Source organism: Agromyces sp. NPDC029043 (assembly GCF_055564615.1).
Window position 1 is genome coordinate 162,141 of record NZ_JBVHVX010000004.1, and the last position, 18,796, is coordinate 180,936.

Here is an 18,796-nt window from a genome sequence, read left to right on the forward strand (position 1 = left end):
CGGGTTCGGCCGCCGCCGTTTCCGGGGGCATGTCGTTCGAGTCGTATCTGCCGGCGCGCGGTTCCGAGGCCGTCGGCAGCGGGCGAGCGGATGGCACGGGGCCGGTGGATGGCACCGGGCGGTCGGAAGGCACGGGGCCGCTGCGTCCGCGCGAGCGCCGCGAGGCGGCGCCGGCCGCCCCGGCTGCATCTGCCGCTCCCGCTGCTGAGGCCCGGCGGACCGGCCGCCGCGCCGCGGTCGCGCCTGCACAGGCGTACGTCGCCGAGCCGGGCGTCGCGCCGTCGTCAGCCTCCGCCCCGGGTGTGACGCCATCCGCGGCGCGCACTCCGCAGCGCCGTCCCGAACCCGCGCCGGTCGATGGGGCAGACGCGCGCCGGATCACGGACGAGCGGCCGGCCCCCACGAGGCGCTCGGCGCAGCCGGTGCGTCCGACACCGGGTGGGCGCCCGACGCAGGGGTATGCCCCGGCTGGGTCCGCGCCGCGCGAGCACGGCGCACGTACCGATGCATCGGGCGCACTGCGGCCCGGCCGTCCCGATCAGTCCGCTTCCGCCGAGCCGCCGGTTCACGAGCGGCGCGCCCGCGCCGAGCAGCAGGCTCGCGTCGAGCAGCAGGCACGCATGGAGCAGCAGGCAGGCGGCGATCAGCGCGCCCGTCTGGAGCAGCAGGCTCGCGCCGAGCAGCAGGCCCTCGTGCAGCGGCAGGCCCGGGTCGATCAAGCTCATGTCGAGCAGCCGGCCCGCGATGGGCAGCCGGCCCCCATCCAGCAGCGCGGCCGCATCGAGCCCGAGGACGGCCCCGGTCAGTCGCCGCGGCACCCCCGGGCTGGGAGGCCCGAGGCTGACGGCCGACCTGCCCCCCGCGCCCGAGCGGGCGAGCCCACGGCACGCGACCGGCATTCGCCGTCAGATCGGTCGGCGCCCGCCGACCCGCGACGCTCCATCGCCGGAACGCCCATCGCCGGAGCGCCCGTCGGCGGAGCGCCCGTCGGCGGAGCGCCGATCTCCGGACCGCCTTCCGCCGATGGCCGCGCACCGCTCCCGTCGCAGCTGCAGACTCCGGCACTCCATCCCGGCGAGCGGCGTGGCCAGACCATCGGGTCAGGGCGCCCGCAGCCGAACGCACCGCACCCGGGCCGCCGCCGTGAGGACCGCTCGGGGGTGCGTCCCGAGGACCTGCGTCCGACCGAGCGCGATCTGCGCGCCGAGTCCGCCGACGACTTCGCCGCGATGCTCGCGGCCGCGGCCGGCGCCGACGCCGCCGCACCCGCCGGACTCGAGTTCCGCGAGGTCGAGCCCCGACCCTCGAAACCCACCCGCACCTCGCTCGGCCGCGGCGGGGCATCGGGCAGCGACCGAGCCGCGCGCCGCGCGATCGCTGCGGCCGCCATGGGCGGGTCGAGTGGCGCAGGGGCTGCGCGCCCGGCCGGCGCCGCGGCATCCGCTTCGAAGCCGGCACCCGGGCGGTCGCTGCGCCGAGCGGTCTCGACCCGCGTGGTGAGCACGATCGCGATGGGCTTCGCCGCCATGCTCGCGGTCGCGACATCCGTACCGTCGCTTTCACTGCTCTCGCCGCAGGACGTGCAGGCGATGGCGCTCAGCAACACCACAGTGGCGACGATCGACGGCCAGCGCGTCGAGATCGCCGGCGGCACGCTCGCCGCGTCGGTCGACCGCGAGGGGTACCAGCACCAAAGCATCGAGGAGTACGCGCGAGCGGCGGGCATCCGCCCCGAGGCGACCTTCACGAACAACCCGCTCGGCACGATCCAGTGGCCCTTCGCGGTCGGCGTGCACATCGGCGACCGCTTCGGGTACCGCAACTGCGCGGGCTGCTCGGTCAACCACCGCGGGCAGGACTTCAACCCGGGCCTCGGCGCCCAGATCCAGTCGATCGCCGACGGCACCGTCTCGGTCTCGACCGACTCGGGCGGCTCGCTCGGTGTCGTCATGATGATCGACCACGAGATCGACGGCGAGACCGTCACGAGCGTCTACGCGCACATGGAGACCGGCTCCCGCCGCTTCGCGGTCGGCGACCGTGTCGAGGTCGGCGACGTCGTCGGCACCACCGGCAACACGGGCATGTCCACGGGCCCGCACCTGCACTTCGAGATCCGCCTCGGCGGCGTAAACGGCACGCACGTCGACCCGCTCGAGTGGCTCTGGGCCAACACGAACTGATCCCCAGCCGGGCGGCGCGCGCCGCGCCGCGTTCACGTGTGCCCCGGCACGACGCGCCTTCGCGCGCGCCCCGGCATGAAGCGCATGAGGGTCCGCTCCGCGGGCGCCACCGTCCGGTCATGGCGCAGATCCTCCTGCGTTTCTCCACAGATCCATCCCGATTCCCGAGCTGATGCCGTGACCGCGACAGACTCGGACCCGTGTCCGCCGTCGCCGCCCACCTCCGATCCCGCAGCGGAGTCCTTCCGTACCGCGCCCTCGAGCGCGCCGGATTCGACCGGAAGGCGGTGCGCGCCGCTGTGCGAAGCGGCTCCATCGAGCGGGTGCGCAACGGATGGTTCGCCGTGCCCGACGCGCAACCCGACATCGTGCGCGCCGTCCGAGTCGGCGGAACCGCGACGGCGACGACCGTCGCCCGTCTGCACGGGCTTTGGGTGCATGACGACGGCAAGCTGCACGTGCGCGTCCGCCACTCGACCGGTCGGCTCTCCTCGCCAGGCGATCGCCGCATCCCACTCGATCGCGCGGTGCACGGCGTGTGCGTGCACTACAGCAGCCACGGCGGGCTCGACCAACCGCGTGACCCGCTCGGGTTCGCCCTCGCCGAGATGTTCGCCTGCACCGACGACGATTCAGTGCTCGCCGCGATCGACTCGGCCCTCGAATGCGGAACGCTGCAGCCAGGGCACCTCGACTTCATTCGCGAGCGGATGCCGCGATCGCGGCGCTCGCTCGTCGATCGCGCCGCGTTCGACGCCCAGTCGGGCCTCGAGACGAGGGTCCGCCTGCTGCTGCGATCGCGCCGGATCCGGTTCCGCGCCAGGCGCACATCGCCGGCGCCGGCACGGTCGACTTCCTCGTGGGGGAGCGCCTCGTCATCGAGGTCGACGGGCGCGCATTCCATACCGGCGCGGCGTTCGAGGAGGACCGGCGATGCGATTTCGAGCTCGTGATGCGCGGGTACCTGGTGTTGCGGCTCAGTCATCGGCAGGTCATCGACGACTGGGAGCGGACGCGCGCGGGCATCCTCGCGCTCGTCGCCCGCGGTAGCCACCGGTGGGCCGGCCGCGGACCGTTCTCGCCAGAGCTGCCGGCGTCGGCGCTCCGCGAGCCGGCGCGCGTCGAGAACGCATGAAGATCCGGTCGCCCGGTCCCTGAACGCCCGTCATCCGCGGATTCTCATGCGCTCGAGTCATCCGCGTGCGGCGAGCAGGAAGCCGCGGTCGCGCCGAACGCATGAGAATCCGGTCGACGGGTCGTGTAGCGAGCGCGATAGGCGGATTCTCATGCGTTCGTGCCGCGGCTCGGAGGGCGAAAGGGAGTCGTATGCCCGCGAACGCATGAGAATCCGGCACATGCCTGCCTGAGAGGCGGCATGCCCGGGATTCTCATGCGTTCGTGCGGCGAGCGGATGGCGCGGGGGAGCGCCGCCCTACGCGCGCAGCCAGGCGGTGGTATCGGCCGGCAGGACGCCGTCGGACACATCCGCGCTCGCGAGCAGCAGCTCGCCCGCCGGCAGCGGCACGTCGGAGGAACCCGTGTTCGCAATGACGAGCACCTCGCCGTTGCGGAACGCGAGCACGCCGTCGGCATCGCCGCGCGCGGGCGCCACCCACTCGACCGCGCCGGTGGCCAGCGCGTGCGAACGGCGGCCGCGGAGCGCCGCGCGGTACAGCTCGAGCGTGGAGCCGTCGACCCCGCGCTGACGGTCTCGCGCGAACGACGCCCACGATGCGGGCTGCGGCAGCCACGAGGCATCCGTCGGCCCGAAGCCGTACGAGGGGCGGTCGCTCTCCCACGGGATCGGCACGCGGCATCCGTCGCGCCCGTAGCGCTCGCCGTTCGTGCGGAACCACGTCGGGTCCTGGCGAGCGTCGTCGGGCAGGTCGATCGCCTCGGGCAGCCCGAGCTCCTCACCCTGGTAGAGGTACGCCGACCCGGGCAGCGCGAGCATGAGCGCGGTCGCGGCGCGCGCGCGGCGCAGGCCCACCTCGGGGTCGGGCAGTCCCGGCGTGCGCGGCCCGATGCCGTGGCCCTGCAGGTTCTCGGACGTCAGCGCGAGGCGTGAGGCGTGCCGCACCACGTCGTGGTTGGAGAGGACCCAGGTGGATGGCGCGCCCACCGCGCCGAACGCGTCGAGCGACGCGTCGATCACGCGGCGGAGGGCTGCGGCATCCCACGGCGTCTCGAGGTAGGCGAAGTTGAACGCCTGGTGCATCTCGTCGGGGCGCACCCACTTGGCGACCCGCGGGAGCGGGTCGACCCAGGCCTCGGCGGCGAGGATGCGCTCGCCGGGGTACTCGTCGAGCAGCGCGCGCCAGTCGCGGTAGATCTCGTGCACGCCGTCCTGGCCCCAGTAGGGAGCGCCGTCGCCCTGGTCGTGGATCTCGGGCTCGAGCGGGACGCCCTCCTCGATGAGCGCGTGGCTCGCGCCGCCCATGCTGCCGCCCTCGGCGGGCGGGGTCCAGTCGGGCAGGCCGTCGGCCTTGACCATGCCGTGCGCCACGTCGACGCGGAAGCCGTCGACGCCGCGGTCGAGCCAGAAGCGGAGGATACGGCGGAACTCCTCGCGGACCTCCTCGTTGGTCCAGTCGAAGTCGGGCTGCGAGCTGTCGAAGATGTGCAGGTACCACTGGCCCGGCGTGCCGTCGGCCTCGGTGACGCGGGTCCAGGCCGGTCCGCCGAAGACCGACTCCCAGTTGTTCGGCGGCTCGTCGCCGCCGGGGCCGCGACCGTCGCGGAACAGGTAGCGCGCCCGGGCAGCGCTGCCGGGGGGCCCCGCCAGCGCCTCCTGGAACCAGACGTGCTGGTCGGAGGAGTGGTTCGGCACGAGGTCGACGATGACCTTCAGGCCGAGCCGGTGCGCCTCGGCGAGCATGTCGTCGAAGTCGGCGAGCGTGCCGAAGCGAGGGTCGACGTCGCAGTAGTCGGCGACGTCGTAGCCGGCGTCCTTCTGGGGCGACGTGTAGAACGGCGAGAGCCAGATCGCGTCGATGCCGAGGTCGGCGAGCTCCGGCAGGCGCGAGCGGATGCCGGCGAGATCGCCCATGCCGTCGCCGTTCGCGTCGGCGAAGGAGCGGGGGTAGATCTGGTAGATCGCGGCGGTGCGCCACCATTCGGAAGTCATGCGGTAACCCTAGGTCAATCTGAAAGCGTTTGCAGATGCAGGCGACCGGCACAGGGCCGGTGAACCGGTATCGATCGGATAACGCCGAGTTGTCAACTCGACGAGAAGAGGGTATACCTGAAACCGCTTGCATTCACATTGCGGGCACATCCACACGGAAGAACGGCCTTTCGAGCACGGTGCGCAGTTCCCAGAAGCGGAACGGGGCAGCGTCCCCCACCAGGCGAAGGCGCCGGTCTCACGCACACTGAGAAGGGCACACACCAATGCGGGTGAACACCAAGAGCCTCCTCGCGGCCGGCGCTGTCGCCGTCGTCGCGACGCTCGGCCTCGCGAGCTGCGCGAGCGGCAACAGCGAAGGCGACAACAGCGCGGCCGACGGCGGCACGCTCACGGTCTGGGTCGACGCCGAGCGCGTCGACGCGCTGAAGGGCGCGGCCGAGGCCTACACCGAGGAGACGGGCGTCGAGGTCGAGATCGTCGGCAAGGACAACTCCACGATCAAGGACGACTTCATCCAGCAGGTTCCGACCGGCGAGGGCCCCGACATCACCATGGGCGCCCACGACTGGCTGGGCGAGCTCTCGACCAACGGCGTCGTGGCGCCGCTCGAGCTCGGCGACTCCGCCGCCGACTACCTCGACGTCGCGATCAACGCGGCCACCTACGAGGGCACCGTCTACATGCTCCCCTACGCGGTCGAGAACATCGCCGTGCTGCGCAACGCCGACCTCGTCCCCGAGGCCGCGACGAGCTTCGACGACATGATCGCCAAGGGCCAGGCCGCCGGCCTCACCCAGCCGTTCGTGGTCGAGCAGGGCGCCGAGGGCAACCCGTACCACCTGTACCCGTTCCAGACGGCGTTCGGCGCCCCGGTGTTCGGCTCGAACGACGAGGGCTACGACCCCACCGACCTGCAGCTCGGCAACGAGGGCGGCGTCCAGTTCGCGCAGTGGCTCGGCACGCAGGGCAAGACCGGCACCGGCGTCTTCAACACCGACATCGACGGTGACATCGCCAAGCAGGCCTTCCTCGACGGCACCGCCGCGTTCTGGCTGACCGGCCCGTGGAACGTGGGCGCGGCGCTCGACGGCGGCGTGAACGTCGCGATCGACCCGGTCCCGAGCCCGACCGGTGAGGTCGCCTCGCCGTTCGCCGGCGTCAAGGGCTTCTTCGTCTCGTCCGAGTCGGAGAACAAGGTCGCCGCGAACGACTTCCTCGTGAACTACATCGGCACCGAGGATGTGCAGCTCGACCTCTTCGAGGCCGGCAACATCCTGCCCGCGCTCTCGGCCGCCGCCGAGTCCGCCTCGAGCGACCCGATCATCGAGGGCTTCGCCACCGTGGGTGCCGACGCCGTCCCGATGCCCGCCATCCCGGCCATGGGTTCGGTCTGGCAGTACTGGGGCATCGCCGAGGCCGCGATCATCAACGGCGAGGACCCGGTCGCGACCTGGAACAAGCTCGCCACCGACGTCCAGTCGGCGATCGACGCAGGCTGACGCCTGACGCTCCGGGCCGGATGCCGCGACGCATCCGGCCCGGAGCACTCGCGTATCCACGAAGCGTTCACGAGAAGAGCGAGCGAATGAGCACCACGACGGACGAGGACGTCACGGCCGAGACCACGCCGACGTCGCCCGAGACGCCGCCCACGAAACGGCAACGCCGCGCGGCGGCCATCGCGGATGCCGCGTCCGGCGGTGTCCGCACCATCCTGATCAAGCTGCTGCTGCTCGGCATCGTCGACGCGATCGCGGTCTACGCGATCTTCGTCCTCGCGCTGCAGCAGGACTGGCTGATCCTCGGCGTCGTGGCGGTCGTCACGGCGATCGTCAACTGGATCTACTTCTCGCGGAAGAAGCTGCCGGCGAAGTACCTCACGCCGGGCGTCATCTTCCTCGTGCTGTTCCAGGTGTTCGTGCTGGTCTACACCGGCTACATCGCGTTCACCAACTACGGCACCGGGCACAACGGCTCCAAGGAGCAGGCGGTCAGCTCGCTGATGGCGGCCTCGCTCGAGCGCGTGCCCGACTCGCCGACCTACCAGGTCACGGTCGTCGACCAGCTCGGCACGCTCGGCCTGCTCGTCACCGACCCCGACGGCGAGGTGAGCGTCGGCACCACCGAGCAGCCCCTGCAGGAGGTCGACGGCGCCGAGCTCGACAACGGCAAGGCCGTCGCGGTCGACGGCTGGACCACGCTGAGCTTCCAGGAGGTCATCGCCCGCACCGACGAGATCACCGAGCTCGCGGTGCCGTTCTCCGACGACCCGAACGACGGCGCCATCCGCACCCCCGACGGATCGAGCGGCTACCTCTACACGTCGACGCTCGAGTACGACGAGGCCGCCGGCACCATGACCGACCTCACCACGGGCACGGTCTACACCGACATCGGCACGGGTGCCTTCGTCGCCGAGGACGGCGAGGAGCTGCGCCCCGGCTGGCAGATCACGGTCGGCTTCGACAACTTCGTCCGAGCGGTGACCGACACACGCCTGGCGGGCCCGCTCGTCTACGTCACACTGTGGACGTTCGCGTTCGCGCTCATCTCGGTCGCGACCACGTTCTTCCTCGGTCTCTTCCTCGCGCTCGTCTTCAACGACCTGCGCATGCGCGGCCGAAAGTACTACCGCGTCGCGATGATCCTCCCGTACGCGATCCCGTCGTTCCTCTCGGCGCTGGTCTGGGCGGGCATGATGAACGAGAGCTTCGGCTTCATCAACCAGGTGATCTTCGGCGGCGCCTCCATCCCGTGGCTGACCGACCCGTTCATGGCGAAGATCTCGGTGCTCATCGTGAACCTGTGGCTGGGCTTCCCGTACATGTTCCTCATCTGCACGGGCGCGATGCAGTCGATCCCCGACGACGTGAACGAGGCCGCGACCGTCGACGGCGCGTCGCCGTGGCAGACGTTCCGCCTCATCAAGCTGCCTCTGCTGCTCGTGAGCGTGGCGCCGCTGCTGATCGCGTCGTTCGCGTTCAACTTCAACAACTTCAACGTCATCTACATGTTGACGAACGGCGGGCCGCGCGACACCGGCGCGCCGATCCCGGTCGGCTACACCGACATCCTGATCTCGATGGTCTACAAGGTGGCGTTCACCGGCCAGAACCGCGACTACGGCCTCGCGGCGGCGTACTCGATCATCATCTTCATCGTGGTCGCGGTGATCTCGATCATCGCGTTCCGCCGCACCAAGTCGCTCGAGGAGATCAACTGATGGCTGACCAGCAGGGGACGGTTCCCGGCACCCAGACCGGACTCCTCGCCGGCGAGCTGCGCGAACAGCGCGTCGCCGTTCGCGCGGGCGGCGACCCCGAACTCGAGCGCGAAGCGCCGGTCAAGCGCCCGTTCTCGTTCGGGCGCTGGTTCAAGGCGACCGGATGGCGCCACCTCGTCGGCATCGTCGTCGTCGTGTTCGCACTGTTCCCGATCGTGTTCGTCGTCTCGTCGTCGCTGAACCCGAACGGCACGCTGACCGGGTCGAACGCCCTGTTCTCGCAGATTGGCTTGGACGCGTACGCGCGGATCCTGACGAACCCCGACGTGCCGTTCACGAACTGGTTCGCCAACACCCTGATCATCGCCGGCGTCACCGCCATCCTGACCGTGTTCCTCGGCGCGCTCGCGGCGTACTCGTTCTCGCGCATGCGGTTCACCGGCCGGCGCTTCGGGCTCATCACGATCGTCGTGGTGCAGATGTTCCCGCAGATGCTCGCGGTCGTGGCGATCTTCCTCGTGATGAGCGCGATCAGCGACTGGTTCCCGGCGATCGGCCTGAACACGCACATCGGCCTGATCATGGTGTACCTGGGCGGTGCGCTCGGCGTGAACACCTACCTCATGTACGGGTACTTCAACACGATCCCCGCCTCGATCGACGAGGCTGCGAAGATCGACGGCGCCGGCCACGCGCGCATCTTCTTCACGATCATCCTGCGACTGGTCGCGCCGATCCTCGCGGTCGTCGCGCTGCTCTCGTTCATCTTCTCGGTGAACGAGTACGTCGTCGCGTCGGTGATCCTGATCGACTCCGAGAACCAGACGCTCGCGGTGGGCCTGACCAAGCTCGTGTCGAACCCCCGCTACGCGGACTGGGCGGCGTTCTCGGCGGGCGCCGTGATCGCGGCGCTCCCGGTGGTGCTGCTGTTCCTCTACCTGCAGAAGTACATCGTGGGCGGGCTCTCGGCGGGCGCGGTGAAGTAGCCCCGGTTCCCCTCGATGACGGATGCCGCGCGCGGAGCTCCCGCGTCGCGGCATCCGTCGTCTCAGCGGCACGTGCCCGCACGTCACCCGCGCGCAACCCGCGACCGCTAGCATGACCCCGCCCCGCCCCGCACCCCCGACCCGATGGAGTCTTCCGTGGACGCCCCCGCCCCTGCCCCGAGTCCTGCGCACGTGCCCGCGCCCGACGCAGCATCCGCATCAGCTCCTCCCATCGCACCGGCCCCGCCGGCGCCGCCGGCTCCGCCGCTCGTCGGAGGGGCACCCGCGCCGGGGGCGTGGTCGGCCACCGCCTACGGACCGCCTCTGGTCGCTCCCGCGCCGGCCTCCGTCACGACCTGGACGCCGCCCGTCGCACCACCGCAGAACGTGCTCGCGTGGGTCTCGTTCGGCCTCGGGCTCGGCGCCTTCATGATGGGCCTCGTCACCTCGATCCCCGCGATCATCCTCGGCCACATCGCGCGCCGGCAGATCCGCGAGCGCGGCGAGCAGGGCTCGGGGGCGGCGCTCACCGGCCTCATCTCGGGGTACGTGTTCACCGCGCTGTGGGTGCTCGGCATCGCGGCGTACGTGCTCTTCTTCGTTGTGCTCTTCGCGGCCGCTGGAGCGTCCTCGGGCTTCGGTTCGAGCATCTGACACCCGATTTCATGCACGCGCTCGGCGGTGATATCCTCGTGTGGTTGCCGTGAGAGCGGCACCTGCCCCGATAGCTCAGTGGTAGAGCACTTCCATGGTAAGGAAGGGGTCGTCAGTTCAATCCTGACTCGGGGCTCTGGTTCCTCCGGCTGCGCCGGAGAAGCCTCGCGGCGGGGTAGCTCAGGTGGTTAGAGCACACGGCTCATAATCGTGGTGTCGCGGGTTCGAGTCCCGCCCTCGCTACAAGAAGGCCGGTTGGTCTGAGATTCCCGGCATCTGGCCTGCGCGCGATCTGGCGTGCGCGCAATCGGGTCGCCGGTTCTGCACGGGCGCGGCATGATCGACCCGTGGGTTCACTCCTCGACGCCATGGCCACTCGCACGTGCTCACTTTGCGGCGAGACCGGAGGCACGCGAATGGTGATCGCGAGCGCATGGGCGGACCGTTCCACCCGTTCGTCGCTCGGATGATCCCGCCGCTGGAGAAGAACTTCGAGCAGTTCACCGCCGACCTGAAGAGGGCAGCGGAAGCCGCCGCATCCTGAGGATCGACCGCGATCGACGTGCGGGAGATCGGCGCGATCTCTGGCGCGGTCGTCTCGACCCCATCCTGAGCCCGCGACGGCGCGGAGCACGCGGCAGGGCACGCCCGACGGAGCGTGCCCTGCTTGCTCGGCAGGATCAGCAGTGCGTCGCGTCGTTGCCGTCGATCGAGGCGAGCAGCGATCCGAGCCCGCCGAGGCCGTCGACGCCGAACGCGCGTGCGACGTTGCCGAGTCCGAGCCGCGGCTCCTCCTGCGCGCTGCTGTGGGCACCGAGACCGCCGTCCGAGCGGGCAGCCTGCGACGAGACCACGCCCCAGCAGTTCGTGCCGTCCGGGGCGGCCGTGGGCGCAGCCATCGCGGGCGTGGCGGTGGCGAACGTGGCCGTCAGAGCCACGGCCCCGGCGATGGCGAGAGAGCGGACATGCATGGGTTCCTCCGATCCTCATCGGCGGCGTCGTCGCCGCCTACTACGAGGTGTTCGATACGCGACGGCCGTCCGGATTGGTCGCGATCGCCGCTGGGCTACGTCGGGATGACCGCGATGGGCTCGGTGGTCGGCTGCGTCGAACCACCGGCCGGTTCGACGGTGATGCCGACCGCAGCGCCTGGCGGCAACTCACCCTCGAGAAGACGCCAGGACTCGTCGTCGCGCATGTCGAAGGTCCCTGCGGAGACGGCCCCGCTCTCATCGATGTACCAGAGCTGGTAACTGGACGCGGCTCCCACGTCGGGCAGGCCCTCCGCGACGATCGCGCTGCGTTCCTGAGCGGCAGACCAGATGAGCGTCACCTCGCCGCCGCCCGTGGCCTGGATCGTGGCCCGCTCGGCGTCGGGGGCTTCGGTGAGGGCCGCCAACTCACGCTGTGCGCCCCAGCCGTTCGGGCCTTGCCAGATCGCTCCGACCACGATCCCGACAGCGAGCACCGCGAGCGCTGCCGCCGCCGACAGCACCGTGACGAGACGGCGGCGTCTGCGCCGGCCGGCGAGGTCGGCGATCGCGGGCGCGTCGCGTTCGAGGCGTGAGGTGGGCTCCGAGGCCTGGGCGTCGGAAGTGCCGGGGGCGGATGCCGCGCCCTCACTCGTACGCTCCTGCTCCACCATGTCGAGCCGAGCGAAAAGCTCGTCCTTGAGGCTCGGTGGCGGCGCCACTGGCGGCAGCGAGTCGCCGAGCGTCGAGGCCGTGACGCGGAAGGCCTCGACGTCCCGTTGCAGCTCGGGTGAGACCGCAAGCACCTGCTCGAAGCGGATGCGATCGGCCTCGTCGAGCGCTCCGAGCGCGTAGGCCGGCGCGAGCGCGCGAAGGTCCTCGGGCGTCGGCGTTCGCCCGGCCAGGTCGTCGGCGTCGTTCACGTGGTCACCCCCAGCAGTTCGCGCAGTCGGATCATCCCATCGCGCAGCCGGGTCTTGACCGTGCCGAGGGGGAGCCCCAAGCGTGCGGCGATCTCGGATTGTGTGCACCCGCCGTAATAGGCCAAGGCGAGGCACTCCCGCTGAGCGGCGCTGAGCCGGGCGAACGCTTCGCTCGCGCGGTCGTGCTCGATCGCGATCTCGGCCGCCTCGGCCACGTCGTCGACCGGGACCTCGACATCGCGGATCCCGATTCTCAGGTCGCGTTCGCGCGATGCCTGCGACGCACGCACCCGGTCGACGGCGCGACGATGGGCGAGCGTCAGGACCCATCCGACGGCAGTACCGCGAGCGGGGTCGAATCGAGCGGCCGTCTGCCACACCTCCAGGAACACGTCCTGTGTCACCTCCTCGGCCTGGGCGGCATCGACGAGCACTCGACGCACCAGTCCGTGAACGCGGGGGGCCAGGTGGTCGTACAGGCGGCTGAAGGCGTCGCGGTCGCCCGCGGCCGTCGCGACGAGCAGGTCACCCAGGGGCACGACGTGCACCCCCGGATGCACCTCGGCGTCGTCCACGGGATCCAGCATGCCAGACCCACTCGATGCCGGACGCCCCAGAGAGGACGAGACGGATGGCGCCAGCACACCGGTCATCCAGACGTGAAGGTGATCAGGCCGCCGGTGCGGCCGATCACTGCGAGAGCGAGCATCGGGTTCCTCATTCCTGGCTGATCGTGATTCGGAGCCGACCCGCGGATCCGATTGGTCGAAGCAGATCCAATCCGAGTCGCCGCCACCGCCGAATGACCCTGTGAAGCGGCATCCGCTGCCTGTTCCAAGGAGGAATCATGCGCAACTCCCCGAATCGCATCGTCGCCACGGTGTTCGGTGCGGTCTACCTGCTCGTCGGCCTGCTCGGCTTCGCCGTCACCGGCGGCGTCGGCTTCATCGCAACAGAAGGTGGGCTTCTGCTCGGCATCTTCGCCGTGAACCCGCTGCACAACGTCGCCCATCTGCTGATCGGCGGCGCGCTGCTCATCGCCGGGCTGGTCAGCGCCCGTGCGGCGAAGATCACCAACACGGTGGTCGGTGCGGCGTACCTGCTGCTCGGCATCGTCGGGTTCTTCCTTGCAGGGACTGCGGCGAACATCCTGGCGCTCAACACCGCCGACCACTTCCTGCACCTCGCCAGCGCGCTCGTGCTGCTCGGGGTGGGTCTGGGCGTCGAACGCGCCGCGCCCGCCCGCCGGCAGCCGGTGATGTCGTAGGACCGTCATCGTGCGGGCGCGGGCGATGCTGTCGGGTCAGACGCATGAGTGGCCGATGCTGTCGGCCATCGGCGTCGGACTCGTGTTCACCGCCACTGCTGCCGGCGCGCTCGGGTCGGCGGTAGGCACCGCCGAGTCGACCGGTCTCGGCGGTCCCGCGGCGGCAGCCGTCCTGGCCGGGTGCGGGATCGCCGCACTCGGCTGGGCCGTCTTCGCACTCCACGCCGGCCGGCTTCCCTGGCCTCGGGCGACGCTCGCCGTCGCGCTGATCGTGTTCGCGGGCTCGGCCGGGCTGCTGGCCTCGGGAGCGGCGCCATCGCTCGGCGTGGCCCCGCTCCCTGTCCTCGCTGCCGACCTCCTCGTCCTGGTCGTCGCGCTCGGCGCAACGCTCGAGCTCCGGGTGGCTCGTGGACGTCCAAGCCGCGCCGGGGCGGCACCGAACCGCGGTTCCCTGCCGGGACTCATCGTCGGTGCCGCGCTCGTCTCGGCCCTCGTGACGCCTGCGTTGGCAGGCACCGAGGCGGGTGACCTGGCCGTGCCGCACGGTGAACCGCACGGCACCCGACACGGGCATCACTGAGGCGGTCTCGGAGGGTCTGATCGAAGCGCGGGCGGAGCGGCCGGCCTACGTCACGCGATACGCCGTGTACCGCACGGCGTCGGCGTCGCGCACGCACGAGGCGACGAACAGCGCGTTCTCGAGATGCCGCAGCCGCGGTGCCGAGGTTTCCACGGTGATGACGGTCCGGAAGTAGTACCGGTCGGGCGCGACATCCTCGCCGCGCAGCAGCGCCTCGAGCACCTCGGGCTCGCCGGTGCGCACGCCGACGGCCTGCAGATAGAGCAGCTCGCCCTCGGCGGTGCGGGCGGTGTAGCGGCCGTCGATCTCGATCGCGCCGTCGTCTCTCACGCGCTGCCAGTCGGCGCCGCCGGGCAGGATCGACGCCTCCATCCCGCCGCTGATCACGCCGCCGACGATCGGGATGACGCGGCGGTGCCCGGCGCGCGTGACGCCGTGATCGTCGAGTGGGCCGAGCCGGACGGTGACGTCGAAGGCGGGCTCGAGGCCGGGAACGACGGGGTCGTGCGTCATGCGTTCTCCATAGCGGATGCCGCGTCGCGGCGGAATTCGACGAGCACGTCGCGCAGCCGCTCGAGCACCGGCACCGCGGCATCCAACGCGTCGAGCTCCCTCGGCGTCAGGGCGGACGCCGCGCGCGAGACGATCGCCGCGCTCGCCGCGTCGAACCGCTCGAAGTAGCCCAGGGCGTCGGCCGACGCGACGACCTCGACGTGGCGGCGGTCGTCGGCGCGGCTGCGGCGCGCGACCAGGCCTGAGCGCTCCATGGCGGCGAGCAGGTTGCTGACGGTGGAGCGGTTGAGGCCGAGCGTTCGCGCGAGCTCGCTCGGTGAGGCCACGGTGCCGTGCGGCAGCGCGCGGATCACCTCGATCTGGGCGTCCGGGATGTCGGGCAGCGCCTCGCGGTCGCGAGCGGCGGCGAGCAGCGCGCGACGCAGCGGCGAGATGACGGCCGCAAGTCGCGCGGCGTCGAAGGTCATGATGCGGCTCCGACCGTGAGCGACGACCGCTCGTTGAGCGCGTCGGGATGGAACCCCGCGATCCGCTTGTACTCGGCGGCGATCTGCTCGAGCTCGGCGGCCGGGATCACGTCGTGGACGTCGGCGAAGCCGTGCGGCGCTCGCTCCCGGGCCAGCAGCATGACCTTCTCGGGTCCGGTCTGCCGCGTCAGCTCGAGCAGCTTCGCGGTCGCGGGCCGGCGAGCCGCGTCGTAGGCGTCGAGCGCCTGCTCGACGGTGTGCGCGTTCGCCAGGTGGTAGGCGAGGGTCCGAGCGTCGAGGATCGCCTGCGATCCGCCGTTCGACCCGTTCGGGTACATCGCGTGGGCCGCGTCGCCGAGGAGCGTCGTGCGGCCGAACGACCAGCGCGGCAGCGGGTCGCGATCGACCATGGGGTACTCGAGGATCTCGTCGGCAGCGGCGATCGCGGCCGGCACGTCGAGCCAGTCGTACCGCCAGTCGCGGAACAGGTCGACGATCGGCGCGGCGTCGACGGCGCGGTTCCAGTCGGCATCCGGGGATCCCGTGTCGCGGCGCTCCGCGATGAAGTTGACCCGCTGCAGGCCGTCGGCGCGTGGTTCCTCGAGGGGGTAGGCGACGAACTTCTGGTCGCCGTCGCCGGCCATGATCATGGTCCGCCCGTCGAGGTAGGGCGGGATGACGGTCGTGCCGCGCCAGAGCGTGAGGCCGCTCCACACCGGGTCGCCGTCGTCGGGGTATCGAAGGGCGCGCAGGGCCGAATGGATGCCGTCGGCGCCGACGAGCACGTCGGCTTCGACCTCCTCGGGCCCGGCGGATGTCGCGAACCGAGCCGTGACCGATCGGTCGCCGTCGATCACGCGCTCGAGACGGTGGTCGAGCCGGATGACGTCGCCGAGGCGCTCGAGCACGGCATCGCGCAGCGCGAGCTGGAGGCGTCCACGGTGCACGGACAGCTGCGGCCACCGGTACCCGGCCTCGCGTCCGCGCGGCTCGCTCCAGATCGGCTGCCCGAACCGGTTGAAGTAGGCGAGCGTCGTCGGCGGCACGCCGAGCGCGGCGATGCGCTCGGCGAGGCCGAGTTCGGTGAGCTCGCGCATCGCATGGGGGAGCAGGTTGATGCCCACGCCGAGCCCGCGCAGACGCGCAGCGCGCTCATGGATGGTGATGTCGCGGAAGCCGGCAGCCTCGAGGCTGAGGGCCGCGGCCAGGCCGGCGATGCCGGCACCGGCGATGACGATTCGCATGAGGACTCCTTCGTCTGGCGAGATCGACGTCGATCGTCCACAGAGTTTTGTCTATGAACTATCGCTGCGTCAAGCGGCGGCGCACCTCCCGTCAGCCGCGCGACGCCCGCTCGGCCGACTGGATCACCGCCTCGACGCCGAGCCGGAACAGGTCGCGGTCCTCGAGCTCGTTCAGCTGGCGGCTGACGGCGGCGATGCGCGGGTGCGTCCGCGGGTCGACGAGCAGCGGTCCCTCGATCCACGGGCTCGAGTCGGGGTCGCCCTCGGAGCCGCGCTCGGCACGGGCGCGCGCGATGCCCGCCGCGTTCGAGAGCACGTGCGCAGCGAGCAGCGCGTAGTGCTGCACGAGGTCGTCGCCCTCGAGGCCGGCCCGCGAGAACGCGTCGAGCATGAACTCCACCGCGGCGAGTTCGCCGGGACCGTGCGTGGTGAGTACGGTCGCCTCGACTCCGACCGCCGGATGGTGCGAGAAGAGCCGCAGCGTCGAGTCGGCGAGCTGGCGCAGGCGCTCGCGCCAGTCGTCGGGGTCGGCGGTCACCTCGGCGACGCTGCGGCCGACCAGGTCGTCGAGGAGCGCCTGCATGAGCTGCTCCTTGCTCCGGAAATGGCGGTAGATGGCCGTCGGATCGGCCCCGAGGCGATTCCCGAGCTCGCGCACGGAGATGGTCGCCGTGCCCGGCGTCGCCGCGAGCTCGAGCCCTGCGGCGATGATCCGGTCGCGGTCGAGCCGGTGCCGCTTCGCCTGGCGAGCCGGTGCTCGGCTCGGGGATCGCGCGCCGTCCGTCGTCATCGTCCTCGCTTCGTTCGTCCCGGACTTCATGGTGCCACGCCCGCGACCCCTGCGGGCGGTGAGCTCGCTCGCGAGCGTGGCATTCCGATGGTCCGTGATCGTCCACGCCGTTGTCAACGATGTTGACAACGGCGTATCGACCGGATTAGCCTCACCGCATCACCCCGGTTCGACGAGGAAAGCGAGGGGCGCTGTTGCCTGCAGACGTACTGTTCACCGGCGGAGCCGTGTTCACGGGAACCGGCGAGCCGCTGCGAGGCCACGCGGTGGCCGTCGCCGCAGGCCGGATCGCCGCGGTGCTCCCTGAAGCCGAGGCATCCGCCTGGACTGGTCCCGCCACGCAGGTCGTCGACCTGGGCGGTGCCCTGCTGGGCCCGGGCTTCCAGGACGCCCACGTGCATCCCGTCAGCGCGGGCGTCGAGCTGCTCATGTGCAACCTCACGGAGGCGACGGATGCCGCGGACGCGGTCGCGCGCGTCAAGGCCTACGCCGACGCCAACCCCGACGAGCCGTGGATCCTCGGCGGCGGATGGTCGATGGACCACTTCCTCGGCGGAGCCCCCGTGCGCGGCCTGCTCGACGCCGTCGTGCCCGACCGCCCCGTCGCGCTCATGAGCCGCGATCACCACTCGACCTGGGCGAACACCGCGGCGATCACCGCCGCGGGCCTCGACGCGTCGACGCCCGATCCTGCCGACGGGCGCATCGAGCGCGAGGCCGACGGCACCCCGGCGGGCACGTTCCACGAGGGAGCCGGCGACCTGTTCGCGCACGTGCGCCCGGCGATCAGCCACGACCTCGCGTACGCCGGCCTGCTGCGCGCGCAGGAGGAACTCGTCGCGCTCGGCATCACCGGATGGCAGGACGCCTGGGTCGGCAGCGGCCTGGGGGGTGTCCAGGATGTCGCGGCCGCCTACCGCCGTGCCCTCGCCGACGGCACCCTGCGCGCCCACGTCGTCGGCGCCCAGTGGTGGGAACGCGGCGGCGGCCTCGAGCAGGTCGACGCCATGGTCGCGCGGCGAGCCGAGTTCGCCGCCCTCGACAGCGGTCGCTGCACCCTCGGCACGGTGAAGATCATGGTAGACGGCGTCGCCGAGAACCAGACGGCCGCGATGCTCGAGCCGTACCGCGACGTGCACGGGCACGACACCGCGAACCGCGGGCTGTCGTTCATCGACCCCGAGCGCCTGCGCGAGATCGTCACCGCGCTCGACGCCGCCGGTTTCCAGGTGCACTTCCACGCGCTCGGCGACCGCGCCGTGCGCGAGGCACTCGACGCGGTCGAGGCCGCGCGCGAGGCGAACGGCGCCGGTGACGGCCGCCATCACCTCGCACACCTGCAGGTCGTCGAGGAGGCCGAGACCGCCCGGTTCGCCGGGCTCGACGCGATCGCCAACATCCAGGCGCTGTGGGCCACCCACGAGGACCAGATCGACGAGCTCACGCTGCCGTTCCTGCAGGATGGCGCGGAGGCGCGCCAGTACCCGTTCGGCGACCTCGTGCGTCACGGCGCCCGGCTCGCGGCAGGCAGCGACTGGCCCGTCTCGAGCGCCGACCCCATGGACGCCATCCACGTCGCCGTCACCCGGGTCGCACCCGGCACCGATGCCGAGCCGCTCGGCGGCGCCCACCAGCGCCTCGACCTCGCCACGGCGATGGCCGCCTACACCTCCGGCACCGCCTACGTGAACCACCGCGACCACGACACGGGACACGTCCGCGAGGGCTACCTCGCGAACCTCGTCGTACTCGATCCCGACCCGTTCACCCTGCCCGCCGACGAGATCCACCGGTCCACCGTGACGTCCACGTGGATCGAGGGCGAGCTCGTCTACTCCCGCACCAGCTGATCCCCTGAGGAGCAC

General features: G+C 71.4%; 19 protein-coding genes and 2 tRNA genes. 12 read left to right on the plus strand and 9 right to left on the minus strand.

Annotated features, from left to right (window positions below; translation table 11 throughout):
* Positions 1-284: 284 nt before the first annotated feature.
* The gene (locus tag ACZ4TW_RS07575) at positions 285-818 is read right to left on the minus strand and encodes a hypothetical protein (RefSeq protein WP_465541680.1); all 534 of its coding nucleotides are present in this window, start codon (positions 816-818) and stop codon (positions 285-287) included.
* A 342-nt stretch (positions 819-1,160) separates the two neighbouring features.
* Here ACZ4TW_RS07575 and ACZ4TW_RS07580 point away from each other — a divergent pair, with 342 nt between their 5' ends.
* The 3 genes from ACZ4TW_RS07580 to ACZ4TW_RS07590 all read left to right on the plus strand — a co-directional run bounded on the left by ACZ4TW_RS07580 (position 1,161) and on the right by ACZ4TW_RS07590 (position 3,318).
* On the plus strand, positions 1,161-2,183 hold the full coding sequence (locus tag ACZ4TW_RS07580; protein WP_465541682.1) for a M23 family metallopeptidase: 1,023 nt from the start codon (positions 1,161-1,163) through the stop codon (positions 2,181-2,183).
* A gap of 200 nt (positions 2,184-2,383) precedes the next feature.
* Positions 2,384-3,136, plus strand: a complete 753-nt coding sequence (locus ACZ4TW_RS07585) for a type IV toxin-antitoxin system AbiEi family antitoxin domain-containing protein (RefSeq protein ID WP_465541876.1) — start codon at positions 2,384-2,386, stop codon at positions 3,134-3,136.
* The gene (locus ACZ4TW_RS07590) at positions 3,043-3,318 is read left to right on the plus strand and encodes a DUF559 domain-containing protein (RefSeq protein WP_465541683.1); all 276 of its coding nucleotides are present in this window, start codon (positions 3,043-3,045) and stop codon (positions 3,316-3,318) included. Before ACZ4TW_RS07585 ends, ACZ4TW_RS07590 begins: the two co-directional genes overlap by 94 nt.
* 297 nt (positions 3,319-3,615) lie before the next feature.
* Here the strand turns inward: ACZ4TW_RS07590 and ACZ4TW_RS07595 are convergent, their stop codons facing one another.
* On the minus strand, positions 3,616-5,310 hold the full coding sequence (locus tag ACZ4TW_RS07595; protein ID WP_465541684.1) for a glycoside hydrolase family 13 protein: 1,695 nt from the start codon (positions 5,308-5,310) through the stop codon (positions 3,616-3,618).
* Between the two features lie 266 nt (positions 5,311-5,576).
* On the opposite strand from ACZ4TW_RS07595, the gene ACZ4TW_RS07600 reads away from it, so the two are divergent.
* The 6 genes from ACZ4TW_RS07600 to ACZ4TW_RS07625 all read left to right on the plus strand — a co-directional run bounded on the left by ACZ4TW_RS07600 (position 5,577) and on the right by ACZ4TW_RS07625 (position 10,419).
* Positions 5,577-6,812: a sugar ABC transporter substrate-binding protein gene (locus ACZ4TW_RS07600; RefSeq protein ID WP_465541686.1), complete on the plus strand. Its 1,236-nt coding sequence runs from the start codon at positions 5,577-5,579 to the stop codon at positions 6,810-6,812.
* Positions 6,813-6,898: 86 nt separating this feature from the next.
* Positions 6,899-8,536, plus strand: coding sequence for an ABC transporter permease subunit (locus ACZ4TW_RS07605; protein WP_465541688.1), 1,638 nt, complete (start codon positions 6,899-6,901; stop codon positions 8,534-8,536).
* Complete coding sequence (locus tag ACZ4TW_RS07610) at positions 8,536-9,522, plus strand: sugar ABC transporter permease (protein ID WP_465541689.1); 987 nt, start codon at positions 8,536-8,538, stop codon at positions 9,520-9,522. The genes ACZ4TW_RS07605 and ACZ4TW_RS07610 overlap by 1 nt, the downstream gene beginning before the upstream one ends.
* Before the next feature lie 156 nt (positions 9,523-9,678).
* Positions 9,679-10,176, plus strand: a complete 498-nt coding sequence (locus tag ACZ4TW_RS07615) for a DUF4190 domain-containing protein (protein WP_465541691.1) — start codon at positions 9,679-9,681, stop codon at positions 10,174-10,176.
* A 64-nt stretch (positions 10,177-10,240) separates the two neighbouring features.
* Positions 10,241-10,312: transfer RNA gene (locus ACZ4TW_RS07620), tRNA-Thr, on the plus strand.
* 33 nt (positions 10,313-10,345) lie between these two features.
* A tRNA-Met gene (locus tag ACZ4TW_RS07625) sits at positions 10,346-10,419 on the plus strand.
* Between the two features lie 437 nt (positions 10,420-10,856).
* On the opposite strand, the gene ACZ4TW_RS07630 is transcribed toward ACZ4TW_RS07625, so the two are convergent.
* From ACZ4TW_RS07630 to sigK, 3 genes are all read right to left on the minus strand, one after another.
* Positions 10,857-11,147 carry a hypothetical protein gene (locus tag ACZ4TW_RS07630; RefSeq protein ID WP_465541693.1) on the minus strand — a complete coding sequence of 97 codons (291 nt, stop codon included), beginning with the start codon at positions 11,145-11,147 and terminating at the stop codon, positions 10,857-10,859.
* Between the two features lie 95 nt (positions 11,148-11,242).
* Positions 11,243-12,070 carry an anti-sigma factor gene (locus ACZ4TW_RS07635; protein WP_465541695.1) on the minus strand — a complete coding sequence of 276 codons (828 nt, stop codon included), beginning with the start codon at positions 12,068-12,070 and terminating at the stop codon, positions 11,243-11,245.
* Complete coding sequence (gene sigK / locus ACZ4TW_RS07640) at positions 12,067-12,657, minus strand: ECF RNA polymerase sigma factor SigK (protein ID WP_465541697.1); 591 nt, start codon at positions 12,655-12,657, stop codon at positions 12,067-12,069. Before sigK ends, ACZ4TW_RS07635 begins: the two co-directional genes overlap by 4 nt.
* 260 nt (positions 12,658-12,917) lie before the next feature.
* Between sigK and ACZ4TW_RS07645 the strand changes: the two genes are divergently transcribed.
* Both ACZ4TW_RS07645 and ACZ4TW_RS07650 read left to right on the plus strand, forming a co-directional pair.
* On the plus strand, positions 12,918-13,337 hold the full coding sequence (locus ACZ4TW_RS07645) for a DUF4383 domain-containing protein (RefSeq protein ID WP_465541699.1): 420 nt from the start codon (positions 12,918-12,920) through the stop codon (positions 13,335-13,337).
* Between the two features lie 55 nt (positions 13,338-13,392).
* Positions 13,393-13,917 (plus strand): hypothetical protein, encoded by a 525-nt coding sequence (locus tag ACZ4TW_RS07650; protein ID WP_465541701.1) that lies wholly within the window; start codon positions 13,393-13,395, stop codon positions 13,915-13,917.
* A gap of 45 nt (positions 13,918-13,962) precedes the next feature.
* On the opposite strand, the gene ACZ4TW_RS07655 is transcribed toward ACZ4TW_RS07650, so the two are convergent.
* From ACZ4TW_RS07655 to ACZ4TW_RS07670, 4 genes are all read right to left on the minus strand, one after another.
* Positions 13,963-14,430: a DUF3237 domain-containing protein gene (locus ACZ4TW_RS07655; protein ID WP_465541702.1), complete on the minus strand. Its 468-nt coding sequence runs from the start codon at positions 14,428-14,430 to the stop codon at positions 13,963-13,965.
* Positions 14,427-14,897, minus strand: coding sequence for a MarR family winged helix-turn-helix transcriptional regulator (locus ACZ4TW_RS07660; RefSeq protein WP_465541704.1), 471 nt, complete (start codon positions 14,895-14,897; stop codon positions 14,427-14,429). The genes ACZ4TW_RS07655 and ACZ4TW_RS07660 overlap by 4 nt, the downstream gene beginning before the upstream one ends.
* Positions 14,894-16,141 carry a flavin-dependent oxidoreductase gene (locus tag ACZ4TW_RS07665; protein ID WP_465541705.1) on the minus strand — a complete coding sequence of 416 codons (1,248 nt, stop codon included), beginning with the start codon at positions 16,139-16,141 and terminating at the stop codon, positions 14,894-14,896. Before ACZ4TW_RS07665 ends, ACZ4TW_RS07660 begins: the two co-directional genes overlap by 4 nt.
* 91 nt (positions 16,142-16,232) lie before the next feature.
* Positions 16,233-16,931: a TetR/AcrR family transcriptional regulator gene (locus tag ACZ4TW_RS07670; protein WP_465541707.1), complete on the minus strand. Its 699-nt coding sequence runs from the start codon at positions 16,929-16,931 to the stop codon at positions 16,233-16,235.
* A gap of 194 nt (positions 16,932-17,125) precedes the next feature.
* Between ACZ4TW_RS07670 and ACZ4TW_RS07675 the strand changes: the two genes are divergently transcribed.
* Positions 17,126-18,781, plus strand: coding sequence for an amidohydrolase (locus ACZ4TW_RS07675; RefSeq protein WP_465541709.1), 1,656 nt, complete (start codon positions 17,126-17,128; stop codon positions 18,779-18,781).
* Positions 18,782-18,796 lie beyond the last annotated feature (15 nt).